Source organism: Bifidobacterium sp. ESL0800 (assembly GCF_029395355.1).
Taxonomy (GTDB): domain Bacteria; phylum Actinomycetota; class Actinomycetes; order Actinomycetales; family Bifidobacteriaceae; genus Bifidobacterium.
In genome coordinates, this window is the sequence record NZ_CP113913.1 from 95,309 (window position 1) to 119,837 (window position 24,529).

The 24,529-nt window shown below is 57.4% G+C and carries 25 protein-coding genes and 1 tRNA gene; 22 read left to right on the plus strand and 4 right to left on the minus strand.

The annotated features are described in order from the left end of the window. Window positions 1-54: 54 nt before the first annotated feature. From OZX75_RS00355 to dapC, 4 genes are all read left to right on the plus strand, one after another. A complete protein-coding gene (locus OZX75_RS00355; RefSeq protein ID WP_277146265.1) occupies window positions 55-1,593 on the plus strand; it encodes an amino acid permease in 1,539 nt (512 codons plus the stop codon). Between the two features lie 94 nt (window positions 1,594-1,687). Continuing rightward, complete coding sequence (locus OZX75_RS00360) at window positions 1,688-3,247, plus strand: amino acid permease (protein ID WP_277146266.1); 1,560 nt, start codon at window positions 1,688-1,690, stop codon at window positions 3,245-3,247. A 258-nt stretch (window positions 3,248-3,505) separates the two neighbouring features. Continuing rightward, window positions 3,506-3,829: a ferredoxin gene (fdxA, locus tag OZX75_RS00365; protein WP_277146267.1), complete on the plus strand. Its 324-nt coding sequence runs from the start codon at window positions 3,506-3,508 to the stop codon at window positions 3,827-3,829. Window positions 3,830-4,583: 754 nt separating this feature from the next. Further along, the gene (dapC, locus tag OZX75_RS00370) at window positions 4,584-5,720 is read left to right on the plus strand and encodes a succinyldiaminopimelate transaminase (RefSeq protein ID WP_277146268.1); all 1,137 of its coding nucleotides are present in this window, start codon (window positions 4,584-4,586) and stop codon (window positions 5,718-5,720) included. 171 nt (window positions 5,721-5,891) lie between these two features. Here dapC and OZX75_RS00375 read toward each other — a convergent pair whose 3' ends face one another. Next, window positions 5,892-6,875: a hypothetical protein gene (locus OZX75_RS00375; protein WP_277146269.1), complete on the minus strand. Its 984-nt coding sequence runs from the start codon at window positions 6,873-6,875 to the stop codon at window positions 5,892-5,894. Window positions 6,876-7,180: 305 nt separating this feature from the next. On the opposite strand from OZX75_RS00375, the gene OZX75_RS00380 reads away from it, so the two are divergent. Beyond that, window positions 7,181-8,182, plus strand: coding sequence for a CPBP family intramembrane glutamic endopeptidase (locus OZX75_RS00380; RefSeq protein WP_277146270.1), 1,002 nt, complete (start codon window positions 7,181-7,183; stop codon window positions 8,180-8,182). 181 nt (window positions 8,183-8,363) lie between these two features. On the opposite strand, the gene dinB is transcribed toward OZX75_RS00380, so the two are convergent. Beyond that, complete coding sequence (gene dinB, locus OZX75_RS00385; RefSeq protein WP_277146271.1) at window positions 8,364-9,956, minus strand: DNA polymerase IV; 1,593 nt, start codon at window positions 9,954-9,956, stop codon at window positions 8,364-8,366. 506 nt (window positions 9,957-10,462) lie between these two features. Here dinB and OZX75_RS00390 point away from each other — a divergent pair. From OZX75_RS00390 to OZX75_RS08585, 3 genes are all read left to right on the plus strand, one after another. Continuing rightward, window positions 10,463-11,356: an EamA family transporter gene (locus tag OZX75_RS00390; RefSeq protein WP_348519499.1), complete on the plus strand. Its 894-nt coding sequence runs from the start codon at window positions 10,463-10,465 to the stop codon at window positions 11,354-11,356. 181 nt (window positions 11,357-11,537) lie between these two features. Then, a tRNA-Ser gene (locus OZX75_RS00395) sits at window positions 11,538-11,624 on the plus strand. 304 nt (window positions 11,625-11,928) lie between these two features. Further along, window positions 11,929-12,123, plus strand: a complete 195-nt coding sequence (locus OZX75_RS08585; protein ID WP_277159793.1) for a helix-turn-helix domain-containing protein — start codon at window positions 11,929-11,931, stop codon at window positions 12,121-12,123. Window positions 12,124-12,198: 75 nt separating this feature from the next. On the opposite strand, the gene OZX75_RS00400 is transcribed toward OZX75_RS08585, so the two are convergent. After that, a complete protein-coding gene (locus tag OZX75_RS00400; RefSeq protein WP_277146273.1) occupies window positions 12,199-13,005 on the minus strand; it encodes a GNAT family N-acetyltransferase in 807 nt (268 codons plus the stop codon). Window positions 13,006-13,383: 378 nt separating this feature from the next. On the opposite strand from OZX75_RS00400, the gene OZX75_RS00405 reads away from it, so the two are divergent. The 6 genes from OZX75_RS00405 (at window position 13,384) to OZX75_RS00430 (ending at window position 18,267) form a co-directional block, all read left to right on the plus strand. Continuing rightward, window positions 13,384-14,025, plus strand: coding sequence for an IMPACT family protein (locus OZX75_RS00405; protein ID WP_277146274.1), 642 nt, complete (start codon window positions 13,384-13,386; stop codon window positions 14,023-14,025). 77 nt (window positions 14,026-14,102) lie between these two features. After that, window positions 14,103-14,927, plus strand: coding sequence for an AbrB family transcriptional regulator (locus OZX75_RS00410; protein WP_277146275.1), 825 nt, complete (start codon window positions 14,103-14,105; stop codon window positions 14,925-14,927). Window positions 14,928-15,321: 394 nt separating this feature from the next. Next, the gene (gene rplM, locus OZX75_RS00415) at window positions 15,322-15,771 is read left to right on the plus strand and encodes a 50S ribosomal protein L13 (RefSeq protein ID WP_277146276.1); all 450 of its coding nucleotides are present in this window, start codon (window positions 15,322-15,324) and stop codon (window positions 15,769-15,771) included. Window positions 15,772-15,792: 21 nt separating this feature from the next. Next, complete coding sequence (gene rpsI, locus OZX75_RS00420; protein WP_277146277.1) at window positions 15,793-16,284, plus strand: 30S ribosomal protein S9; 492 nt, start codon at window positions 15,793-15,795, stop codon at window positions 16,282-16,284. A gap of 437 nt (window positions 16,285-16,721) precedes the next feature. Beyond that, on the plus strand, window positions 16,722-17,726 hold the full coding sequence (locus tag OZX75_RS00425) for a zinc-dependent alcohol dehydrogenase family protein (RefSeq protein ID WP_277146278.1): 1,005 nt from the start codon (window positions 16,722-16,724) through the stop codon (window positions 17,724-17,726). Between the two features lie 142 nt (window positions 17,727-17,868). After that, window positions 17,869-18,267, plus strand: coding sequence for a VOC family protein (locus tag OZX75_RS00430; protein ID WP_277147553.1), 399 nt, complete (start codon window positions 17,869-17,871; stop codon window positions 18,265-18,267). A 232-nt stretch (window positions 18,268-18,499) separates the two neighbouring features. Here the strand turns inward: OZX75_RS00430 and OZX75_RS00435 are convergent, their stop codons facing one another. Beyond that, the gene (locus OZX75_RS00435; protein WP_277146279.1) at window positions 18,500-19,630 is read right to left on the minus strand and encodes an ROK family transcriptional regulator; all 1,131 of its coding nucleotides are present in this window, start codon (window positions 19,628-19,630) and stop codon (window positions 18,500-18,502) included. A gap of 253 nt (window positions 19,631-19,883) precedes the next feature. On the opposite strand from OZX75_RS00435, the gene OZX75_RS00440 reads away from it, so the two are divergent. From OZX75_RS00440 to rplV, 8 genes are all read left to right on the plus strand, one after another. Then, the gene (locus OZX75_RS00440; protein WP_277146280.1) at window positions 19,884-20,840 is read left to right on the plus strand and encodes a glycosyltransferase family 2 protein; all 957 of its coding nucleotides are present in this window, start codon (window positions 19,884-19,886) and stop codon (window positions 20,838-20,840) included. Window positions 20,841-21,050: 210 nt separating this feature from the next. Next, entirely contained in the window at window positions 21,051-21,359 is a 309-nt protein-coding gene (gene rpsJ / locus OZX75_RS00445; protein WP_003808013.1) for a 30S ribosomal protein S10, read from the plus strand. Between the two features lie 14 nt (window positions 21,360-21,373). Continuing rightward, window positions 21,374-22,027 (plus strand): 50S ribosomal protein L3, encoded by a 654-nt coding sequence (gene rplC, locus OZX75_RS00450; RefSeq protein WP_277146281.1) that lies wholly within the window; start codon window positions 21,374-21,376, stop codon window positions 22,025-22,027. Between the two features lie 6 nt (window positions 22,028-22,033). Continuing rightward, window positions 22,034-22,693, plus strand: a complete 660-nt coding sequence (rplD, locus tag OZX75_RS00455) for a 50S ribosomal protein L4 (protein ID WP_277146282.1) — start codon at window positions 22,034-22,036, stop codon at window positions 22,691-22,693. A 5-nt stretch (window positions 22,694-22,698) separates the two neighbouring features. Continuing rightward, entirely contained in the window at window positions 22,699-22,995 is a 297-nt protein-coding gene (gene rplW, locus OZX75_RS00460; RefSeq protein WP_277146283.1) for a 50S ribosomal protein L23, read from the plus strand. Window positions 22,996-23,030: 35 nt separating this feature from the next. Further along, window positions 23,031-23,861 (plus strand): 50S ribosomal protein L2, encoded by an 831-nt coding sequence (gene rplB / locus OZX75_RS00465; protein ID WP_277146284.1) that lies wholly within the window; start codon window positions 23,031-23,033, stop codon window positions 23,859-23,861. Between the two features lie 14 nt (window positions 23,862-23,875). Continuing rightward, complete coding sequence (gene rpsS / locus OZX75_RS00470; RefSeq protein WP_091847714.1) at window positions 23,876-24,154, plus strand: 30S ribosomal protein S19; 279 nt, start codon at window positions 23,876-23,878, stop codon at window positions 24,152-24,154. A gap of 15 nt (window positions 24,155-24,169) precedes the next feature. Continuing rightward, on the plus strand, window positions 24,170-24,529 hold the full coding sequence (gene rplV, locus OZX75_RS00475) for a 50S ribosomal protein L22 (RefSeq protein ID WP_277146285.1): 360 nt from the start codon (window positions 24,170-24,172) through the stop codon (window positions 24,527-24,529).

The following is a 24,529-nucleotide window of genomic DNA, read 5'->3' on the forward strand; positions in this document are numbered from 1 at the left end:
TCTTATGCTTTCCGTTGATGCTATTGCACCGCTGCGTGCAAGAGGGGGAAGAGAATGAATCTGTTCAGAACAAAATCCGTGGAGCAGACGCTTGCCGAAACCGCCACCGGCGACCGCAAGCTGGTCCGCAACTTGGGTGCGTGGGATCTGGCGGTCATGGGCGTGGCCGTCGCCGTCGGCGCGGGCATCTTCTCCGTGGGCGCACAGGCCATCGCCTATCACGCAGGCCCGGCCGCCATCATCAGCTTCCTGATCGCCGGCATCATCTGCGCGGCGGCGGTGATGTGCTACGCCGAATTCGCCTCGATGATTCCCGCGGCCGGCTCGGCCTACACCTTCACTTACACCACGGTCGGCGAGCTGATGGCTTGGGTCATCGGCTGGGACCTCATTCTCGAGATGCTGATGGCCAGCTCGGTCATCGCGAAGTACTGGAGTGTCTACCTCAACGATTTCCTGCATCTGATGGGCGTCAATTCCAGCACTGAACTTCATTTCGGCGGATTCACGTTTGATTGGGCGCCGCTGATCGTCGTCGCGTTCTTTACGGTTTTGCTGGTACTGGGCACGAAGATCGGCGCGCGTGTGGACGGCGCGTTCACGATTCTGAAGATTGGCATTGTCGTCTTCGTGGTGGTCGTGGGCTTCTTCTATGTGAAGGCCTCCAACTACACGCCGTTCGTCCCGCCGTCCCAGCCCGCAAGCTCGGTTCCCGGCGCGGCCTCGCAAGGCATCATGACCCAGCCGCTCTTCCAGTGGGTCATCGGCCAGCAGCCGACCATCTACGGCGTCTCCGGCATCATTTCAGGCGCGGCTCTCGTCTTCTTCGCCTTCATCGGCTTCGACGCGGTCGCCACCGTCAGCGAGGAGACCAAGAACCCGGCCCGCAACGTCCCGCTCGGCCTGGGGATCGGCATGCTGCTGGTCATCGTCATGTACGTGCTCGTTTCGATTGTGACGGCCGGCATGGTCTCGTACAAGGACTTGGCAAAGGCCAAGGACCCGTCGCTGGCCACCGGCTTCGAGCTGGTCGGCGCTACCTGGGCCGCCAAGATCATCTCGTTTGCCATCGTGCTGGGCCTGACCACCGTGGTGATGGTCATGCTGCTCTCCCTGACCCGCGTGGTCTTCGCGATGAGCCGTGACGGCCTGTTGCCGCGCAGCTTCTCCAAGGTCGGCAAGCACGGCACGCCTGCCAAGCTGCAGGTTGTCGCCAGCGTCGTCGTGGCCCTCGTGGCCGCCTGCTCCGATATCGGCGTGCTCTCCGACATGATCAACATCGGCACGCTTTCGGCCTTCACCCTGGTCGCCATCTCCGTGCCGATCATGCGCAAGAAGCGCCCCGACCTGCACCGCTCGTTCAAGATTCCCGGCAACCCATGGCTGCCCATCCTGATCGCCATCGCCAACCTCTGGCTGATGGTGAACCTGTCGGTCTTGACCTGGATTCGTTTCGTGGTCTGGCTTCTGGTCGGTTTCTGCATCTATTTCGGCTATTCGTACCGTCATTCGCGCTTGGGCACCGGCGAGCTGGACGCCGACGTCAAGAAGATCATGGACGAAAAAGCGGCTGACAAGGACCGTGCAAAGTAACACCGTGGTGATGACCCTCGTTTATCCTGTTGAGGGTAGACGGAACGATTAGTTGAGTGGGTTGAAGGTCAGCTGAAAAAGGAGACATACCGAAATGGAGCTGTTCAGGACGAAGTCGGTGGAACAGGCACTTGCGGAGACCGCCACCGGCGATCGTAAGTTGGTTCGCAGCCTTGGCGCCTGGGACCTGGCGATCATGGGGGTGGCCGTTGCTGTCGGTGCCGGTATCTTCTCCATCGGCGCACAGGCATCTGCCTATCACGCGGGTCCGGCCGCCATCTTGAGCTTCCTGATCGCCGGCGTCATCTGCGGGGCCGCGGTGATGTGCTACGCGGAGTTCGCCTCGATGATTCCTGCAGCGGGTTCGGCCTATACGTTCACCTATACGACGGTCGGTGAGATTGTCGCGTGGATCATCGGCTGGGATCTCATCCTCGAGATGCTATTTGCCGGCTCTGTGGTCGCCAAATATTGGAGCGTCTATCTCAACGATTTTCTGCGACTCATGGGTTTCCACACCAGTACGGAGCTGCATTTCGGCGGTTTTACGTTTGATTGGGCGCCGCTGATCGTCATCACGTTCTTTACGGTGTTGCTGGTACTCGGCACCAAGATCGGCGCGCGCGTGGATGGCGCGTTCACGATTCTGAAGATCGGCATCGTCGTTTTCGTGGTGGTCGTCGGATTCTTCTATGTCAAGGCATCGAATTTCACCCCGTTCATCCCGCCGAGCGAACCTGCCAGCAAAGTGCTCGGGCCCTCGTCGGGCGGGGTGATGACCCAGCCGCTTTTCCAGTGGCTCACCCGCCAGCAGCCCACTGTCTACGGTATTTCCGGCATCGTTTCCGGTGCGGCATTGGTGTTCTTCTCCTTCCTCGGTTTTGACGTGGTGGCCACCGCGAGCGAGGAGGCCAAGGACCCGAAGCGCAACGTGCCTCTGGGCATCGGCATGGGTATGGTGATGGTCGTCATCATGTACATGCTCGTCGCCATCGTCACCACCGGCATGGTCTCCTACAAGGATTTGGCGAAGGCCAAGGATCCGTCGCTGGCCACCGGCTTCGAGCTGGCGGGCGCGACTTGGGCGGCCAAGATCATCTCCTTCGCCATCGTCATCGGGCTTACCACCGTGGTCATGGTGTTGCTGCTCGGCCTGACCCGCGTCATCTTCGCGATGAGCCGTGACGGTCTGCTGCCGCGCGGGCTTTCCAAGGTCGGCAAGCACGGTACTCCGGCCAGACTGCAGATCGCCGTCGGCGTGCTCTTCGCCATCGTCGCTTCTTCTTTTGATGTTTCCATCTTGGCGGATATGGTCAATATCGGCACGCTTTCGGCGTTCACGCTGGTCGCGATTTCCATCCCGATTATGCGCAAGAAGCGTCCCGACCTGCCGCGCGCCTTCAAAATCCCCGGTAATCCCTGGGTGCCGATCTTGATCGCCGTGGCCAACCTTTGGCTGATGATCAACCTGTCGGTGTTGACGTGGCTTCGTTTCCTGGTCTGGCTGCTGATCGGCTTCTGCATCTATTTCGGCTACTCATACCGTCATTCGCTGCTGGGCCGCGGCAAGCTCGATGAAGCCGTGAAAGAGGCCGAGGAGGCCAAGACCGAGGCCGGCATCGTCGAGACGGATACCGAGACCCGCCGCGCCTAGCGGACCGTATTTTTCGGTGTCGTGAGATGTTGGGGCAGGTCTGGCCTGAATCCGTCGCTTGCCGTACCTGCGTTGCCGATGTGTTCTGGGGGTGCAGCATTGCATTGAAGTGGAATGGCCCTGGCTATTGTTGCCGGTAATGGTCTTGGTATATTTCTGTGGCAGCGATGAGCAGAAAGTTTGGTCTTCGCGTAGGGCTGTGCCGTCGTTGCGTCCACGTAACCTTAAGAAAGTTTAGGTTGTAAGGAGGCCTCCTCGATGGCTTATGTAATTGCTCAGCCCTGCATCGATGTCAAGGACAAGGCGTGCGTGGACGAATGCCCCGTCGACTGCATCTACGAGGGCGACCGTACGCTCTACATCAACCCCAACGAGTGCGTGGACTGTGGCGCGTGCGAGCCCGTGTGCCCCACCGAGGCCATCTTCTACGAAGACGACGTACCGGAAGAATGGTCGTGGTACAAGGACGCGGCCGTCACCTACTTCAACGATCTTGGTGATTTGGGCGGCGCGCAGGCGGCCGGCCCGTCGGGCAAGGACGAGGCGCGAATCGCCGCGCTTCCCCCGCAGAACCAGGACTGATTTTTTCTTTTCAGACCGTCGAACTTCGCTTTTTGCTATGGAGTTCGGCGGTTTTAGTGTACCTATATTGACAGCTCCGCATCTTTTCTGTACTCCGGTCTACTGAGCCCTGTTCTCGCGTAGAGGTTTAACGATTGGTGATTCGGATATGGTTCTGGCTGATTCCAGCGTGCATTTCAAGAAAATCTGAGTGCTGCTCATCCAATATGGGGAAATTCTAATTTCCTGCTTGTCGATTCCAAAATGTGTGAAGCCTGCTTCTGGAAACGTTCCGTTTTGAGTTATAGGTCAAAAAGTTGGTTTAGCGTCGATATTTTGGGTCTATAACCCCAAACCACGGATGTTGGTATGCCGCCATTCTGATTGCCGGTAAAGCGGGATAGCTCTTTTTAAGTGGTCTCACGAGTGTTCTGTGTACCGTTTCGTCTGTCCAGACCTGTTCCTCATAGCCCAGGAACCGGCCCGATGGCACTCTGACTTTTCGGAAACGGGAAAAGAGCGGCATGAAACGCTATTCCCACAAGGTTAAACTACGGTCATAACCAACTCTTTTTGGCCTATAACCCTTCGTTTTTATTTTTATGTAGTTTCGTTGTTGTACCTGTCATGATACTCAATCAGTCGTTTGTTAGCTGTTGAAAGATGCAGAAGTATTGGTTTTCCATGTGATATTTTGCATGTCGTTTGGCGTCGCTGCCGGTATTATCGCAAGTAGACTTTTCTTACGAATACAGCGATGCGAAAGGCGACGGCAATGGGTTTTTACAGGTTCGATTCTCCCTACGATTGGAATCGCGTGGCGCCGTATAAAAAGATCGCGGCGCAGGCCGACGGCGGCATGATCGATCTCTCCGTCGGTTCGCCGGTCGACCCCGTGCCGGCAAGCGTGCAGCAGGCGCTCGCCGATGGTGCTGATGCGCCCAACGCCCACGGTTATCCGACCGTTGTGGGGACTGAGACCTTGCGCGGAGCCGTGCAGGAGTGGTTCCGGGCGAATCGTGGTGTCGATTTCAAGGCGATCGACGCTGATTTCGTACCCACCGTCGGGTCCAAGGAAGCCGTCGCGCTCATGGCCTCGCTGCTGCATTTCGGGCCGGGCGACGTCATCGTGCAGCCCGCCGTTTCCTACCCGACCTACGATATCGGCACCCAACTGGCCGGTGCCAAGACTTACAAAGCCGCCGACATCGCCGATGTGGACTCGTGGTGTTCCATCCCCGGTGTCAAGGCCGTCTGGGTCAACTCGCCTTGCAACCCCACGGGCGAGGTGCTATCGGCCGAGGAATTGCACGGCATTGTCAAGGCCGCCCGCGAGATCGGCGCCGTGGTGCTTTCCGACGAATGCTATGGCCTGCTCACTTGGGCTGGAGAGGACGACACCGAGCCCGCGCCTGCGCCCTGCATGCTACAGCCGGACGTCTGTGATGGCAGTGCCGAGGGCATCCTCGTGCTCTACTCGCTGAGCAAGCAGTCCAACATGGCCGGCTACCGTACCGCGCTCATCGCCGGCGACCCCGAGCTTGTCCGTCCGATGACCGTCTATCGCAAGCAGATCGGCGAGATCATTGCCGGCCCGGTTCAGGCTGCGATGGCTGCCGCGCTGCACGATACTGATGCGGTCCGCGCCCAGCATGCCCGCTATTCCAAGCGCCTGCGCCAGCTGGTCGGCGGACTGCGTGCCGCGGGCTACGACGCGCGCATGCCCCAGGGCGCGCTCTACGTCTGGGTCCGCGCGAAGTCCGGCGACTGTTGGCAGGACATGGACGATTTGGCGCGTCTGGGCATCATCGCCAGCCCCGGCGAGTTCTACGGCGACCCAACGCACCTGCGCTTCTCCGCCACCGCCCCCGACGCCGCCATCGTCGAAGCAGTAGCTCGCCTGAGCCGCTGAGCGACTATCTTCGAAGCCGGTTCGCTCGTTCCTGTCGGTCGGTCTGTTCCTAAGTTGCGATGAAAATCAGCGTTTTGCCTTCCGAATCTTGATTTTCATCGCATGTTCGATTGAACATGCGAGCATAATCAGCGTTTACGCTTTGATTTGTTGATTTTCATCGCAACTTCATTATTGGTGGCCGGATAATCGCATACGTGATATTCCTGCTGCGGTCAGTTTCTTTACCAATGGGACGCGCTGCAAAGCTTCTTTAAAATCGATTCTGACAATTTGCCGGATAGGAGTTTTGGCGAGCAAGAGGTTCTCCCTCTCCTTCTCCGCATGAACGACTTGGCGAATGGTGTGTTGGCCTGTCATCGTCGGGTTCGTGTATTTGTCTATGCCGTCGAATTCAATCGCCACCAATCCATTGCCTGGCGGGTGATATAGCATGTCCACTCGGTATGTTCGTATTTTGCCGTCGGTATCGGGGATTCGAAACTCGTGTTGAAGTTGAGGTTTGCCGAATCCTTCTTCGATCATGATGCCTCGGCATAGTGATTCTCCTCCATTCTCGCTTAAGGAATCGGCGTATCGGAGTAATCGTGCGACTTTGCTACTTGCCTGATGCGATTGCTCACCGATACGTCGTATGTCATCGGCGGCGACCAGATGCTTTCTCAGTGCCGAATCAAACATCGGCAATACCTCATGGAATTGATATCGTGCAGCACAGTCGCAAAGTGCTTCTGACACAGAAGTTATGGATAGATTGGATTTCCGGGATTGTAAAAGATCTTGCTTATGGATGTACTGGATACCTTTTGGTGAAAACGCACCAGAGGATTTATCGGTGGCAACGAAAACTTTGTCATCGTCGTGCAGCCAGTAAGGATGTTCCACTTCGCACGCGCTGATGACGCTTATGCCGGCAAAGATCCACTCCGGATGCCAGTTGTGCAGCCCTCTGATTGTCCAAAGATAGCGTTCATTGGGATCAAGGCTTTGCCAAATGACAGTTCTGGCATAAAGGCCGTGCCGCACTCGGGTCACTTCGCCGGATTTGGCCAGTTTGCTGAGCGTCTGCTGTTCACAGTGGTTCGTCGTGTGAAGGCAGCGGCGTTGCGACTCCGCTTTGCTTAGGCTGGTCTGCAGTCGTGGATTGATTTTCATATTGTTACGATACGATGTCTTATAGGGGTGATGTCAACTGTATCGAGGTCATGTGGTCGGATGATAGCCTCTTTCGCCATTGTCCGGGCGTTTTGTGGACAAAGTATGGCATGTGCTTGCTGAATGTGCCTAACCCTGTGGATAAAGGGTTTGGTTTTTTTATCACGGCAAGAGGTTGTGAACCTGCGATGAAAATCAGCATTATGGTTCGGGAATCTTGATTTTGCTCGCATGTTCAGTTGAACTTGCGATGAAAATCAGGGAAAGACCTATAGAATCTTGATTTTCATCGTACCGGCTTCAACATGTCTACTATTCTGTTGAATATGCACAAGTACTATGGGCTGCGTAATGACGATTTGTTGACTGACGATCATCCAGAGCGGCTGCATGCCGCAGACAACGCATCCGTCGGGCCCCGCAGGATGAATCCGTTGCTGCGGGGCATCGTGTTCCTCGCCATATTTTTCGTGGCCATGGTGGTTATCGCCATGGTGCTGATGGGAGCATATGCCGTCGCCACCGGTGCCGGTGTCAGCGCATTGTCGCAGCAGGACGTGCATTCACCGGTGACGTTGCTGGAGATGCTGAGCGAGATGATCGCGGCTATCGTGGGGTATGTAATCGTTGTCCGTTTCATGGAGCGTCGCCGCCATCCGCTCGAACTGCGCGCTTCACGTTGGCCCGGCCTGTTCTTGGGGCTTGCCATTGGTTTTGCGGCAATCGGTATATGCATTGCCGTGCTCGCGGTCACCGGTAATTATCGCGTGATCGGCTTCAATACCCACTACAATCCGTGGATCGACATCCTGGCCATGGGAATCTGCGCCGGCGTCGCCGAGGAGATCGTCATGCGCGGCATGTTGCTGCGTCTGGTTGAGGAATGGCTTGGCTCGTGGGGAGCTGTAGTCGTCTCCGCTCTGGTGTTCGGGCTGCTGCATGTGACCAATCAGGACGGCACGGTGTGGGGAGGCGTCGCTATCGCCATTGAAGACGGTATACTGGCCGCGGCGCTCTACTTCGTCACGCGTTCGCTCTGGGTGTGCATCGGCGAGCACATCATGTGGAACATTGCCGAAGGACCGATTTTCGGTTCGATCGTCTCCGGCAACGGCAAGCAGGATTCGTGGCTGGTGCCTCAATGGTCCGGCTCCGATATCATGACCGGCGGCAAGTTCGGCCTCGAAGCCAGCATCGTCCCGGTGGTTCTCATGGGCGTCGCGGGAATTGCGCTACTGGTCTATGCCCGGCGCAAGGGACTGTTGGTGAGGTCATCATGGACGCGTAGGCAGATGGTCGCGTGCTGAAGTTGCGATGAAAATCAGCGTTTTGCTCCTCAAATCTTGATTTTCATCGCATGTTCGATTGGACATGCGAGCATAATCAGCGTTTACGCTTTGATTCGTTGATTTTCATCGCATCCTCAGGCGAACTGGGCTAGTGGCTGGGGTCTGGACACAGTACAAGGGCAAGCTGCGCTGGCCTGCATTACAGCTCGGGTTTGCTGCTGTTGGCGATCTGCTTGGCCTTCCATTCGCCATGTTCGAGACCGAGGCTGGCCGCGCCGGAGCCATAGCGCTCGCGGACGGCGTCGAGTACGGTTTCGGCGCTGCGGATGCGTTCGTTGCGATTGTCTCGGTTTATAGCTGGTTTTTGAGCATGATGCGTGTCTTTCTTGTCGCAAAGATCGGCGCTTGGCGTATCTGAAGGATTATCGAACGCATGACGCATATTGTCGGTTTTCATGGATTCACCGGTATGGTTGTCACACTGGTTGTCCCGCTGATTATCACGCTGTGAGGTGGGCTCGGCGTGTGCGTTTTCATTCGCGCCATTGGTGTTGCCGTGTGCCGACGTGATACGGTCGTGGCCGTTGCCGTCTTCGCTGCCAGGTTCGACTCCGTCTGCCCGATTGTCATCTAGTATGTCATCGAAGCTCAGCTGCACCGGGGTGGTGTCTTTGGCGCTCAACGAGCTGGCGCTCACCCCGGCCAGGCGGATTTCGCGGGGTAGGGGAGTATCGTCGGGTGCGTCGGCCGGCATCTTGAGCATGGCTTTGAGCAGTGCCACGGCCTCGGGGTACATGGTGGCGGCGGTGTCGATGGGCCGTTCGAGCGTATGCGCTTTGGTCGAGTAACTCATGTCGGCGAACCGCAGTTTCACGGTCACCGTCCGCGCGACAAGCCCTTTGGAACGCAATGCGTGCGTCACTTCGTTGCTGCAATGGTGCAGCAGTTCCCGCACCTTTGAGGCGTCGCGCGTGTCCTGTTCAAACGTGATTTCCGCACCGATGGATTTTTCCGGCGCGTGCGTGACGATAGGCCGCTCGTCCTGCCCGCGGGCGGCAAGATAGAGATTATGTGCGGTGATTTTCGACCGTGTCGCCTGGAGCATTGCCGTTTCGTCCATTTTCGCGAGATCGGCGACGGTTTTGACACCCCATTCGTTGAGCCGTTTCTCCAGCGACGGCCCGATGCCGGGAATGCCGCGCAAAGGCATCATCTGCACGAACTCAGCGTGCCGTGCCTTCGGAATCAGCAGCATCCCGTCCGGTTTGGCGTTGGTCGAGGCCATTTTCGCGACCAGTTTGTTGGCCGCGATACCCACTGAACATGTAATATGGAATCGCGCCGCGACCTGCGCCCGGATCCACGCTCCGATGATGCTGGGCGACTTCCAGCGCAGCAGCGCGCTTGAAACGTCCATATAGCCTTCGTCGACCGAGACCTGTTCGATCTGGTCGGTGACCTGCCGGAAGACTTCGTCGAAGATGCGTTTCGACATCATGCGGTAATACGTCATATCGACGCGCACGTACGCACCGCCCGGGCAAAGTTGCTTTGCCCGTACCATCGGCATCGCCGAATTGACCCCGTATTTGCGTGCCTCGTAATTTGCCGCTGAGACCACGCTTCGCGGCCCTGGCCATCCGATGATTACTGGACGCCCGCGCAGTTCCGGATGTCGCGCGATTTCCAGCGAGGCGTAAAAGGCGTCCATGTCGATATGCAGCACCGTGCAGCCACTCTCGTCGTGGCCCCAGTCGCGTTTCGCGGCGGCGTTCCTTGGTGCTGTACTCATGTCTCCATTCTAATTGCGGACGGTCACGGTTCTCTCCGGCCGTGAAATTCGGCGTGTGGCGAATGAAATCGCATTGTCTTTGATCTGGAGAGTCGCAGGATTGCGGAGAATCGGCATTGTCGTCGCTCGGTTTGTCGTTGATAGGTGTTGCTGTTGGTTGGTATCGCCGTTGAGCTTAAGGGATGTCGGCATTGCGTCAATAAAACTGGCGCCGATTGAGTGTGCTTTCGTGATTTTCAGCTCAAAGTCCGGAAGAGCGTCGTGTGCTTCGCAAGAATATCCACGCACTGTTGATCGCTCGTATTCGCCGTCGTTTCAACCTGCAAAAACTCCCTTCAACTATTGGGCAACGAGGTGTAGTTTAGATAATTATGCCTTCGTCTTCATCGTCTCCCCGCAACCGGCTCGAACAACCATCAGATCAACAATCGCGTTCGCCACGCGCCAAGGCACCGGCCTCCCGTCTGGACGCCGTGTTCAACCGCATTCCGGTGGTGCTCATCATCATGGGCGAGGGCCTGATGATCTATCTGGCGACATCGGTCGCGAAGCTGGCGTTCACCCAGCTCGACCCGCTGCTCGCGGCTTGGTACCGCGTGGGTTTCGTGGCGATTCTGATGCTGGCCTGGCGTCGTCCGTTCGCTAAGGCGAAACGTGCCGGCCTGCCGCATGGTTCCCGCGACTGGTGGATCGTCGCGCTCGCGGGCATTTCCGTGATGCTGATGAACACCCTGTTTTACCTCGGCATGAGCAACATGGACATGGGCATCGCCGTCTCCATCGAGTTCGTCGGCCCGCTCGGCGTCGCCGTCATCACCGGCCACAGCTGGCGCGAGCGTGTCGGCATCGTACTCGCGGCGTGCGGTGTGGTGCTGCTGGCCGGCGTCTCGTTCTCGAACCCGACTAAATATCCGCATTTTCTGATCGGTCTCATCGCCATTCTCATCGACGGTGCGATGTGGGGCTGCTATATCGTCTTCGGCCGCATGGTGGCCCGGCGCGCGAATCCGCTCGATTCCCTGAGCGTCAGTATGCTGATCGGCTGGCTGGTGCAGTCGGTTTTCCTTGCGGTTCCGGCGCTCAAAGGCGTCGCTCAGCCCAAGCCGAGCGCGACGTGGGCCCGCGGGCAATTCGGAGCGTTGAAACTGCTTGGCGTGATGCTGGTGGTTTCGGTTTTCGCCTCGTTCCTGCCCTATATCATCGACCAGATCATCATGCGTCGCGTCAGTTCCGCCCGCTATTCCGTCATCCAGGCCATCAATCCCGTCATGGCGCTGCTGGTCGGCCTGATTATCGGCGAAATCCCGACGTGGGGCGATCTCGCCGGGGTCGCGTTGGTCATTGTCGCTGTCGTCATCACATTCTCCGGCCATCGCAGCCCTGACCCGGAAACGATGTAGAAAGCAGGAATGCGCCACCGTATCCGTTTCGGCCATGCTGCCGATGGTGTTTGTTGTTCTCTCGAGCTGAAGGCCGTGTTGCATACAAGCGACGAAGACACGGGTGGGATTCCGAGTGGCGTGCGTCGCCGGATGCTGTTATAGTAATGAAACGTTGCGCTCGCGAATGCGTACGCAGCTCGGAGCTGTGCCTGAGTGGCCGATAGGGGCACCCTGCTAAGGTGTTAACTGCGCAAGCGGTTCGAGAGTTCGAATCTCTCCGGCTCCGCTTTAGAGGTATAAATAAAGACTGATCGGGAGTAGGCTTGAGTCTACTCCCGACTTGCGTTTCGGGGTATCTGGCAACGTTGCCGATTTCACTGCAAATCAAGTCAAATCGTCTCTTCCAAAAATAACGAAGGATTGAACTCAAAACGAACCTGTAGGTTAGGGGTATCAACCGAAATATTGGGTTATAGGTCGAAATATTTCGGCCATGGTTCTTATCTACAGGTTCACCGACCGATTATTACGAAAGCGATGCGATGGTGATGAGGCAATCAAGAAAAACAATCCCGTTGGACAATCCCGGTATGCCGGATTTTGCGGATTTGCCACAATTGCTCACCTTGAAAGAAGCTTGCGAAGTACTGAGATGCTCGCGTTCGAGTGTGTACCGTCTTATCAATGGCGGTGAAATTCTTGCGTTTCGTCCTTCAAAGCGGAAAGTGCTGATTTCGGCGAATTCGATCAAATGTCTGTTTGCCCATCCGTTCAATAAATGGTGAGTGACAGGCAAGTAATTGAGATAGGACTGGCGGGACTGACTTTGGTCGCCGGCAGTATGGTTTGTCGGATTTATGTTAACCGCGTTCCCATTCTTCTTTGGTGATCACCCGCAAAATCGCATCGTAGTGCCGGTCGATAAGTGGGAAGTAATCGTTGTCCTTGCGGCATACCGCGCGCATGCCGCAGTGCTCCATCACCTTACCGGAAGCGGGGTTTTCGGCGTAGTGTCCGCCCCAGACGGCGTTGCAGCCGAGGTCGACGAACGCGTGTCGGAGCATCGCCCGTAGTGCTTCGGTCATCAGACCTTGCCCCCAGAACGGACGACCGACCCAGTAGCCAAGCACCCGGTCGCCGTCGTAATGGGCCAGCGCGCGTTCCAGCGGTGCCGGGTCGACGCCTTCGAACAGGGCATGCGCGTCGATGGCTTCGCGCACGAATTCGCCGGCATGGTCGCCCGGCTCGGCCTTCTTGAGCTCGATGGCACCGATCGGGCTGTCGTCGCCAGGCTTGGCATCCGCAGCTTTGTCGATAACCTGATCGGTCGTGATATCGGTATCTAGATTGCCGTGGCGATTGCGATGTTCTTCGTTGTCGGCATCACTTGTCGAGCGCTTTCCGGCTTTGTCGGCAATGCCGTTGTCGGTTTGTTGCGCGCCGTCTGCTGTGCCATTCCCGTCGCCCCGCAATGTGATGGCATAGTTTTCGTCGCCGGTAAAGACGTTATCGAGGGTGTTCAGGCTTTCCTCGACGTTGCGATGCGGCATCCACCCGCAGCGGATCCCGATTTCCGGGTCTGAAGCGTAACGGAACAACGATTCGGCCTCGTGTCGGTCGCCGTGTTTCCAAGGCCGCAGAATAAGTCGTTCGGTGGTGATTCGCATACAGTCAGTATAGGGCCGCGTACGCTGACGGCAGGCGTTGTGTCCATTGTCCGGATAGCCCATATGGTTGGCTGGTATAGTTCGTATAGCCTGCACGGTTCGTATGGGGAGCGCAGGAACGTCCTTGTCCCTTGCTCCTTAGTCGCAGTCTAACAGACAGAGTCCGAGAACCGATTCAAATATCCAAGTTTATTACATTCTGATATAAACTTTCACAATCGAGCATTTTTTCTCAAGTGTGGGATACATCATATCAATAGGCGTTCATTCGCCGTTTTCGCTGTTCGGAACTGCCGTAATCACGGGAATCAAGATATTGTGCCTGTAGCCGAAAGTAGAGTGGGACTATCGATACGGTTATCGAAGAACGGGGGGCTGATGGGCAGCGAGCGAAACGACATTATCGATGGATTCTCCACGATTACCAATACCGGCACGTCCGCGCAGGCTTCGTTTATCGAGAAGAAGTCCGAATTCATCGGTGACGCCTGTCATATCAAGACCATGGACGAGGCGCTCGCGTTCGTTCAATCCGTACGAGACCGAAATCCGAAAGCCCGTCACGTCGCCTTCGCGGCGATTTACGGCGCCGCTCTTGGGGCGGCCAAAGAGCGGATGAGCGATGACGGCGAACCGAGCGGCACTGCGGGCAAGCCGATCCTTGACGTGATTCGCATGGGCAGGCTCACTGATTGCGTCATCACCGTCACCCGATATTTCGGCGGGATACTTCTCGGTTCCGGCGGACTGATCCGTGCCTATTCCACGGCCGCTTCGATGGCGGTAAAGGCGGCCGATGTCGAGCGGATCGTGCCGATGCGGCATTATCGCGTGGTGCTTCAATACTCTTGGCTGGGCCGTTTCGAGCAGTTGCTTGCGCAAGTTGGAGGCAATGAGGAAGGCAGGGAATTCACCGATCGCGTCACCATACATCTCGCTGTTCCGTCGGCGAACGCGGGGGATTTCGAGACGCGCGTTCGTGAGGCGTTCAACGCCCAGGCGAGGTTGTTGCGTCTCTGATGCGTATTGCGTTTTCGGTCGTGGGCGCTTCGCTGTTGTCTTGACCACGGTTCTCCCGTTCGCGTTAAGCTGGGGATATGAGTGAAACGGAACAGGGCGAAACGAACGAGAATCAAAACGTCGTGCCAGAAGATACGTCGGATGCGGATGCCGCCCAAAGGGATGCCTGCGCTCCTTCGGGTGCGGAAGACGGCGTTTCGGTTTCTGCCTCCGATGCTTCTGATAGCGCTGAAGACAATGGGTCTGTCGAGGATTCCGATGATTCCACCGCCGCGGCCGCTGGTTCCGACGGCGATTCGGCCGTCGCCGACGCTGAGTTTGAGCCGCTGACCGACACCTACGAGGAGCTTCGACATACTGAGGATTCCGCCGAATTGAGCGCGGCTGCTCGCAAGCCGTTGCCCGACAGGTCCGATCAGGCTGCTTTCTCGCGTGCGACTGCATTGCTAGAGGCGGTGGCCGGCAATGAGCACACCCCTGTGGAGGACCGTATTTTTCTGGCCTCGACCATGCCCTTCCCGAACATCCTAGTCAAGCTTTCCGAGGACGAGAACGATGAGGTGCGCAAGGCCGTCGCCTCCAACGCGGACGACAAGAACTGGCTGGTCGGCAGGCTTACCAAAGACAGGGTCATTGAGGTGCGGGAGGCCGCGCTGCACAACCCGCAGACTTCGTGGAAGATGCGTCTCGAGGGTGCCGAAAACCCGGAAACCACAGCCGATACGCTTGATTTTCTAAGCAAACTGGGCGTCGAATCCGAACCGAAGGCGCCATCGATCCTTTCGGCGATGGTCCGTCGTGCCGTCGCGCTCAATCCCAACTGTTCGCAGGCTACTTTGGGCCGGCTTGCGCAGGACGTTTCCACCGATGTGCAGCACGCCGCCGCCAGTCGCCTTGGCTGAGAACTTCTGCTGCCAACAAACAATCGCGCTGCCAACCGGTCGATCCTGCTGGTTTTGCTGTATTTCCGGTCGATGAACGGCACATTTGCCGGCAGTATCGTCTTGTTGGCAGCGGGATAATGGGACGGACTGCCTGGCGATGAGAGCGTCGTTGTGGAAGGAGTTGTTCATCGGGTATCTGCTGCGTGACCTTGAACGGCGATGTCGTGTTGCGCTTAGTCAGGGGAGTAGGTACAATGGTGAGTTGTTGTGTTTCCCTAGAGGGGTCCTTCAAAGCGCTTTCCCACTCGCACTAGGACTTTCAGGGAGCCCACGGATAAAGCGGTCGGAAAGGCATCATCGTCAAGGTTTTGCCGATTTGGCCGGGAACACAATATAAAGAAAAGGTACACTCGTGAAAACTTTCACACCGAAGCCAGCTGATCTGACTCACGACTGGTACATCATTGACGCCACCGACGTGGTGCTGGGCAAGCTTGCGACCAGGGCAGCGCTTTTGCTGCGCGGCAAGAACAAGCCGACCTTCGCTCCCAACGCCGATTTGGGCGATCACGTGATCATCATCAACGCCGAAAAGATCGCGTTGACTGGTAAGAAGATGGACAAGGTGCTCTATGCGCACTCCGGTCGTCCCGGCGGCCTTCGCGCCGACAGCTACGCCGATCTCTTGAAGCACAATCCTGAGCGCATCATCCGCGAAGCAGTCAAGGGCATGATGCCGAAGAACCGTCTGTCCAAGGTCGAGCTCGATCGTCTCCACGTTTTCGCTGGTCCCGATCACCCGCACACCCCACAGAAGCCCCAGCCGATTGAGATCGCTGCGGTTTCGCAGCAGGCCAAGTGAACCGAGAGGAGATAACGAATCATGGCTGAAGAAACCAATAACTCCGCGGCTCAAGAGACCGAAGAGGAACTTACATCATTCACCACTGAAACCAACGCCGGTGCTGGCACCGGTGCTTCCACGATCGCCCCGGGCTACGGCACGGGTCGTCGTAAGGAAGCCATCGCCCGCGTGCGCTTGGTTCCCGGGTCCGGCAAGTGGACCATCAACGGCCGCACCCTGGAGGAGTTCTTCCCCTCCCGTCTGCAGCAGCGTGAGGTCAACTCCCCGATCGTTCTGCTGAAGCTTGAGAACAAGTTCGATGTCATCGTCCTCGTCGAGGGCGGCGGCATCACCGGTCAGGCCGGCGCCATCCGCCTCGGCGTTGCCCGTGCGTTGAACGCCATCGACCGCGACGCCAACCGCGCCGCGTTGAAGAAGGCCGGCTTCCTCACCCGCGACGCCCGCGTCGTGGAGCGCAAGAAGGCAGGTCTGCACAAGGCACGTCGCGCGCCTCAGTTCTCGAAGCGTTGATTTTCGCTTTCAAGCTGTTACGAAATCCCTCCCAGCCGATTGGTTGCGGAGGGATTTCTTGTATTCGGACGATTCTTTGCTGGTCCCGTCGCATATGACGTCCGTCGGAAAAGTGTACATGCGATGAAAATCAGCTTTCTGGATACATTTTCTTGATTTTCATCGCATGCTCAATCGGACATGCGAGCAAAATCAATATTCAGTGTTGATTTTGTTGATTCTGCTCGCACTGATACGAGAGCAGACATATAACGTGGATAGCCCAATAGGTAACAGACCGCAAAACTTTTAGAAAGTCGATTTGCATAACTTATTTTCAAGAGCTATAGTGACCTTGTTGCGGCGCCAAGCCGATGTCGACTTTCGTTGAGAATCAACGCAGAACTCAGCGGCGGGCGGGTGCAAATCAAGCAGTAAAACATGCGAAAGGAACAGCCATGAAGGCGCTTGTATTAACCGGTGTGAAGCAATTCGAGATCGAGGATCGGCCGACTCCCGCGCTCAAGGCGGGCGAGGTGCTGATCAATACCGCGTATGCGGGCGTATGCGGCACCGACCACGATCTGTATGCCGGACGCCCGGGTTCAGCTTCCGCCGTACCGCCGATTGTGCTGGGTCACGAAAATTCCGGCGTGGTCGAGGCCATTGGTGAAGGTGTTACCAACGTCAAGCCGGGAGACCGCGTGGCCGTCGACCCGAACATCTACTGCGGCCAGTGTGAATACTGCCTGACCCAGCGCCCTGAGCTCTGCGATTCGCTGAGCGCTGTCGGCGTCACGCGCGACGGCGGCCTCGAAGAGCAGTTCACCGCTCCCGCGACGGTGGTCTACAAGTTGCCGGATGCCGTCAGTCTCAAGGACGCGGCGACCATCGAGCCGATTTCCTGCGCGGTGCACGGCGTTGATCTGCTCGACATCCATCCCTATCAGAAGGCGCTGGTGATCGGCGACGGCTTCATGGGCCAGCTGTTCGTCCAGATCCTGCAGGCCTACGGCATCCATCAGGTCGATTTCGCCGGCCTGTTCGACGAAAAGCTCGAGCTCAATCAGCGGCTCTTCAACGTCAAGAACATCTTCAACACCAACAAGGTTTCGATTCCCGAGAACGAATATGACATCGTCATCGAGGCCGTCGGTCTTCCGCAGACGCAGCATAGCGCGGTTCTGGCCACCAAGAAGGGCGCTCAGGTGCTCATGTTCGGCGTCGGAGCGCAAGAGGCGAGCTTCGAGATGAACACGTATGACATCTACAAGAAGCAGCTGACCATCCAGGGCTCCTTCATCAACCCGCTGACTTTCAAAGACGCCATCAGCCTGCTGGAAAGCGGCAAGGTCGACGTCGACCCGCTGATCAGCCACGAATTCAAGCTCGAAGATGTGCAGGACTTCCTCGACGGCAAGATCGAGGGCGTTTCCAAGGCCGTGGTCAAGGTCGGCAAGTAGATAATTTCGAGCCACGTGTCTTTCCTTCGCTGACACGAGTCGTCCGAAGGGGATACAGGTTTTCGGAAGGTCGTCAATAGGGTTGCCGCCAGCCGCATAAAACGACCTCCGCTACAGTACATAAAGCATTACAAAGGAGTTCATTATGAAGCCAATGTCTGATTTCACCACAGATTTCCAGCATTCCGGTATGCCCGCCAAGGATTTGGACGAGACCATCGAGTTCTATACCAAGAAGCTCGGTTTCGAGCTTGCCGGTCTCTTCCCGAACGGCAAGAACCGTTGCGCCTTCCTGCGTTACGGCCACCTGACCATCGAGACTTGGGAAGGTGATCCGGTGGCGATGAAGGACGGCGCCATCAACCACTGGGCGTTGGATACCCCGGATATCGAGGCCGCGTTCGAAAACGCCAAGGCGCTCGGACTTGAGCTCAAAGACAAGGAGATCCAGTCCATTCCGACGTTCTGGGACAACGGCATCCGCTTCTTCAACGTCTACGGCCCGAACCGCGAGACCATCGAGTTCTGCCAGATCGTCTGAGTCTAACTGACTGCTTAATGCACAAGCATGCGAGGAAAATCAGTGAAATCCGTTTGAAATCCTGATTTTCCTCGCATTTTCGTTGCATCTACAGAGATAATCACAGAAATCAGCGTCAAAGTGTGATTATCGCTGTATGAAGGGCCGGAGTGCAGAAGCAATCACGAAACGGCTCACTCGCCCGATGCATAGATGATGGAGCCGGCGGCTGTAAAGCAGGGGGGGAGAACCGTTATCTGCAGATTGCCTCTACATATGGGGCGATATAGTGCAGCGCGGCCCCCACGATTTCCTGATTCTGCCCGCAGATGCTCTTGCGGATCTCGTAGGTATCCGATTGGAAGGTGTTGAGCCTGTCGCATTTGGCCTTGAGCCGCTCGAAATCCTGCGTTTCAAGATATTGCGTCACGGTGCCGCCGATGATGATGTCGCAGGCGAGGACGTTGCGCACGTTGTTGATGGTCTGCGCGAGATAGCCCAGCCACGTGTCGAAGCGTCGACGGGCTTCCTTGTCTCCGGAGCGGACGTGTTCGAAGAATTCGTCAAGGTGTTCTTTGCCGCGCGAAGTCAGGAATTCCGTGGAGCAGTAAGGGTCCATGCACCCCTTGTTGCCGCAGTAGCAGGGCAGGCCGTCGGGCACGAGCGTCATATGCTCGATGGTGCCGTTGCGCCGGTTCGGGCCGAGGCTGATCGATCCGTCGACGATGACGGCGCCGCCTGGCCGTTGACCCAGATACAGGCATATTGCGTCTTGCAAAGTTTTATCAAACCATAATTCAGCCGACGCCGAAGCCATGGAGTCGTGGATCAGTGCGCACCTGAGTCCCGTCGCCGTCTCGAGCGCTTTGACCTGAAGACCGGTGTTGTTCATGATGTTGCCGTAGATGACTTCGCTGCCGTCCTCGGAGATAAGCCCTTTGATGGCGAATGCCGCGCCCAGTACGTGCGATCCTCGGCCTTCGAGGTCGGCGGCGAACCGCGATATTTTCCCTCCGAGATCTGCGATGAATCGTGGGGCGGCGCTAAACGTGGCGTCATGGCGTTCTTCGGCGATGACATTGCCTTTGAGGTCTACCGCGCAAAGCGTGACTTGGTCGCTCGTCGTTCCCACGCCGATTGCGCAACGTGTCTGAGGCTTGAAAACGTAGGTGCGCGCCCTGCGCCCGCCCGTGGAATCCAGGGTCTCGCCTTTGGCGATCAGCCCGTTGCGTTCAAGGCTTTGCAGGTTCTGGCTGATGGTGGGCAGGCTCAGCCCCAGCGTTTGCTGCAGGTTCTGCTTGGTCACGCCGCTATGCGTATAGATATGCGCCGTAACCGCGTGCAGGTTCTGCGTTTTGATCGAAGCTGTGGTTGCTTTCGGCATGGCCGCCTCCCGTATGTATCTTACATTTGGCAAAGAAATTGGCAAAAGTGGATGGAGGCGGTACCGGTAGCAAACATGCGGCGTGCGTCGTTGCGTGAACCCCTGCGTCAACGGCATACTCCATGATCTCAGACGATATTCGCGTTATTGCCGAGTGAATGGGAGGGACAGGTTGGCCAGTGCCGGAAAGCAAATTTATGAAGTCGGGCGAATAAGGTGGGAGCGCATGCACACGAATACGTAGAATAGATATATGAACGATACGGCGAACGACGTGACGGTGGTGATCACCTGCTTCAATCAGGCGGGCTCGATCCAGCAGAGTGTCGAATCCGCCTGTGCCCAGACGTGCCCGCCGGCCCGTGTCATCGTGGTCGATGACGCTTCGGATGACGAGGAAACGCAGAAGACGTTGGCCGTATTGGCTCATAGGCCCGCGCTCGAAGTCGTGCATCGGGCCCGCAACGGAGGCCCGAGCGCCGCCCGCAACACCGGTATCAAACGGGTTTCTACGCCGTTGGTAGTGGTGCTTGACGGCGATGACTGCTTGGAACCGGAGTATATCGAGGCGACGCGGACCGAGCTGATGGCGGACGAGCGAGTATTCGCGGCCTCGTCGTGGATGCGCACGTTCGGAGTGCTGGGCGCCACGGTGAGGCCCAGCGGTGGAGAGGTAGAGAAGTTCCTGTGCCGTAATGCCGCACCGGCGACCTGCATGTTCCGTGTCTCGGCTTTGCGGCGAAGCGGAGGCTACGACGAAAGCATGCGCAAGGGGTTCGAGGATTGGGATTGCTACCTGTCGTTGTTTGAGACGTTGGCGCAAGACGAACGACCCAGCCGCGTCGCGATGGTCGAAAAACCGTTGATTCGTTATCGTACGGCCCCCGCTTCTTCGAATATCGTGAGCATGAATTCACGTTTGGAATTGCTGCGATACCTGATCGGCAAGCACCGTGATTTGTATCAAGATCATCTTGAAGGGGCGCTTTTAGGCTTTGAGAAAACAGGTATGCATCGTTTGTCATTATTCGAAGCAACGGTGAAAAGCAACCCGGAACTGATCGAGCATTGCGAGGATGTGAAAGGATTCATGGCATCCCCGTCCTTTGGCGATGGGGGAATGGCTGCGGCGGTCAGAATCGAAAGTAAGATTAGCGCCAAAAGCCGCGCAAAAACGGGCAATATCGCCGACACGCCCGAATTTTTCTAGTAGCCCCCCGATGCTTTAATAGAACAGTTGCCTGTTTTGGGCTCGCAAATTGTAAGAAAAAGAGCGAGTGCAGCCCGGTGCCGTCCTCTCGAAGGCGCTGTAGTGCTGCACACTGATGTGGTTAGGCCACGGGATTTCCCGGGGGTCGTACGCGCCGGTGTCCCTGAATAGGTTGGTAATGTCAACAATCGCTAGAAAGGGCGGACGGCAATGGCGGGACAGAAAATCCGCATCAGGCTTAAGTCCTATGACCATGAGGTCATCGACCAATCGGCGAAGAAAATCGTCGAAACGGTCACGAACGCGGGTGCCACTGTGGTGGGCCCGGTTCCTCTGCCTACTGAGAAGAACGTCTTTGTGGTAATTCGTTCTCCTCATAAATACAAGGATTCTCGCGAGCATTTCGAGATGCGCACTCATAAGCGCCTCATCGACATCGTGGACCCGACCCCCAAGGCCGTGGATTCATTGATGCACATCGATTTGCCTGCGGATGTCAATATCGAGATCAAGCTGTAAAGGAGGGGAGAAGCATGTCGTTGCAGAAAGCAAATCGTTCTGCGCTGCTGGGCCGCAAGCTCGGTATGTCGCAGGTTTGGGACGAGCAGGGTTTCTTCGTTCCCGTGACGCTCGTTGATGTGTCCACGAACGTGGTCACTTGCGTCAAGACCGAAGAGAGCGACGGCTACAAGGCCGTTCAGCTCGGCTACGGCCAGATTGATCCCACCAAGGTGACCAAGCCCATGGCTGGTCATTTCGCGAAGGCGGGCGTTACCCCGCGTCGTCATCTGGTCGAGGTCCGTACGGACAACGTCGACGAGTTCAAGCCCGGTCAGGAACTGACCGCCGACTTGTTCGCCGATGGTTCGGAAGTGGACGTCACCGGTACGACCAAGGGCAAGGGCTTCGCCGGAACCATCAAGCGTTGGGGCTTCAAGTCCTATCGTCGTACTCACGGCTCTCACAAGAACGAACGCCGCCCCGGCTCAGTCGGTGCATGCGCGACTCCGAGCCGTATCCTGAAGGGCAAGCGTATGGCCGGTCGTATGGGCCATGTCACTTCCACCGTGCAGAACCTTGAGGTCGTTTCCTCCGACGTGGAGAACGGCGTCATCGCCATCAAGGGCGCTCTTCCAGGGCCCAAGGGTGGCATCGTCCTGCTTCGTTCGGCTGTGAAGGGAGCCTGATAAATCATGGCAAAAGTAACACTCAATGTCACCGACGCCAAGGGCAAGTCCGCCGGCACCGTCGAAGCGCCGGTCGAGATCTTCGGCATCTCCAATGAAGAGGTCGAGGCTCACGTTCCGCTGATTCATCAGGTTGTCATCGCTCAGCTCGCCGCTGCTCGTCAGGGCACGCACGCGGTCAAGAGCCGTGGCGACGTCTCCGGCGGCGGCAAGAAGCCGTGGAAGCAGAAGGGCACCGGTCGCGCTCGTCAGGGCTCGATCCGCGCTCCTCAGTGGGTCCATGGTGGTATCGCTCACGGCCCGGTGCCGCGCGATTACTCCCAGCGCACTCCCAAGAAGATGAAGGCCGGCGCACTGCGCTATGTGCTTTCCAACCGTGCGAACGCCGGTCACGTCGCTGTTGTCGACTTTGGTATCAAGGACACTCCGTCCACCAAAGCCGCCATCGCCGCGCTGACCCCGGTAAGCCAAAACGAGTTCACCACTGTCGTGCTTTCGCGTGACAACGTCAACGAGTGGCTTTCCGTTCGCAACATCCCGACGGTGCATGTGCTCTTCGCAGATCAGCTCAACACCTACGATGTGGTTACCGCTCAGTATGTCGTCTTCAGCAAAGAGGGCTTTGATGCCTTCGTCGCTGCCAAGACTGAGCCCAAGGAGGCCTGAACGATATGGTAGCTATTCACAACCCAGCCCACGATGTCATCATCAAGCCGGTAGTCTCCGAAAAGAGCTATGCCGCCGGTGACCGTGGTCAGTACACTTTCGTGGTCGCTCCTGATGCCAACAAGGTTCAGATCAAGCAGGCCATCGAAAAAATCTTCAATGTTAAGGTGACGAACGTCAACACCCTCAACCGCGCCGGCAAGCGCCAGCGCACCCGCACCGGTTTCGGTCGCCGCGTCAATGAAAAGCGCGCGATTGTGACTGTTGCCGAGGGCCAGTCGATCGACATCTTCGGCAACTGAAGCAATAGCCGAAAAAGTCAAAGGAAGAACTCATTATGGCTATCCGCGTTTATAAGCCGACGACTCCGGGCCGTCGTGGTGCGTCTGTGTCGGATTTCTCCGACCTCACGCGCTCCACGCCTGAGAAGTCGCTGGTACGCAAACTCAACAGTACTGGCGGTCGTAACTCATACGGCCGTGTGACCTCGCGCCATCGCGGCGGCGGCCACAAGCGTCAGTATCGTCTCATCGATTTCAAGAGGTGGGACAAGGACGGCGTTCCCGCGCGTGTTGCTGAGATCGAATATGATCCGAACCGTTCCGCCCGTATCGCCCTCCTGCATTATGCAGATGGCGAGAAGCGCTATATCGTAGCGCCCAAGGGCATCAAGCAGGGTGACGTCATCGAGACCGGCGAGAATGCCGATATCAAGCCTGGCAACAATCTGCCGCTGCGCAACATCCCGACCGGTACGATCGTCCACGCTATCGAGCTCCGCCCCTTGGGCGGCGCCAAGATCGCGCGTTCCGCTGGTGCAGGCGTTCAGCTCGTCGCCAAGGACGGTGCTTACGCCCAGCTGCGTATGCCGTCCGGAGAAATCCGCAACGTCGACGCCCGCTGCCGCGCCACCATCGGTGAGGTCGGCAATTCCGATCATGCCAACGTGCAGCTCGGCAAGGCCGGTCGCGCTCGTTGGATGGGTCGTCGCCCGATCACCCGTGGTGAGTCCATGAACCCGGTCGACCACCCGCATGGTGGTACCACTCGCGGTGGCAAGCCGCCTGTGTCGCCGTGGGGCAAGGGCGAAGTTCGTACTCGCCGTCCGAAGAAGGCTTCGAACAAGATGATTGTTCGTCGTCGTCCCAATGGCAAGAACCGTAAGTAAGGAGCGTCGAATAGATGTCACGTAGCATCAAGAAGGGCCCCTTCGTCGACGCCCATTTACAGAAGAAAGTCGACGAACAGAACGAGAAGGGCACGAAGAACGTCATCAAGACGTGGTCGCGCCGTTCGATGATCACTCCGGACTTCATCGGTCACACCTTCGCTGTGCATGATGGTCGCAAGCATGTTCCGGTCTTCGTGACCGAGTCCATGGTGGGCCACAAGCTCGGTGAATTCGCACCGACGAAGACGTTCCGTGGTCATGTTCATGACGACAAAAAAGCTCGTCGCTAAAGGAAGAGAAAGATTATGGAAGCTAAAGCAATCGCACGTCACGTCCGTGTGACGCCGCGCAAGGCTCGCCGCATGGTCGACCTCATCCGAGGCAAAAAAGTGAGCGAAGCCGTCACCATTCTGAAATTCGCACCGCAGGATGCCTCCGAGCCAGTGCTCAAGGTTCTGCGCAGCGCCACTGCGAACGCACGCGTCAAGGCCGATAAGGCCGGCGAGGCGTTCCGTGAGAACGATATGTATGTGAAAGAGACCTATGTGGACGAAGGCGTGACGCTCAAGCGTTTCCGCGCTCGTGCACAGGGCCGCGCCGGACGCATCAACAAGCGCACCAGCCACATCACCGTCGTTGTCGCCAGCAAGGAAGGAGCCCGCTAA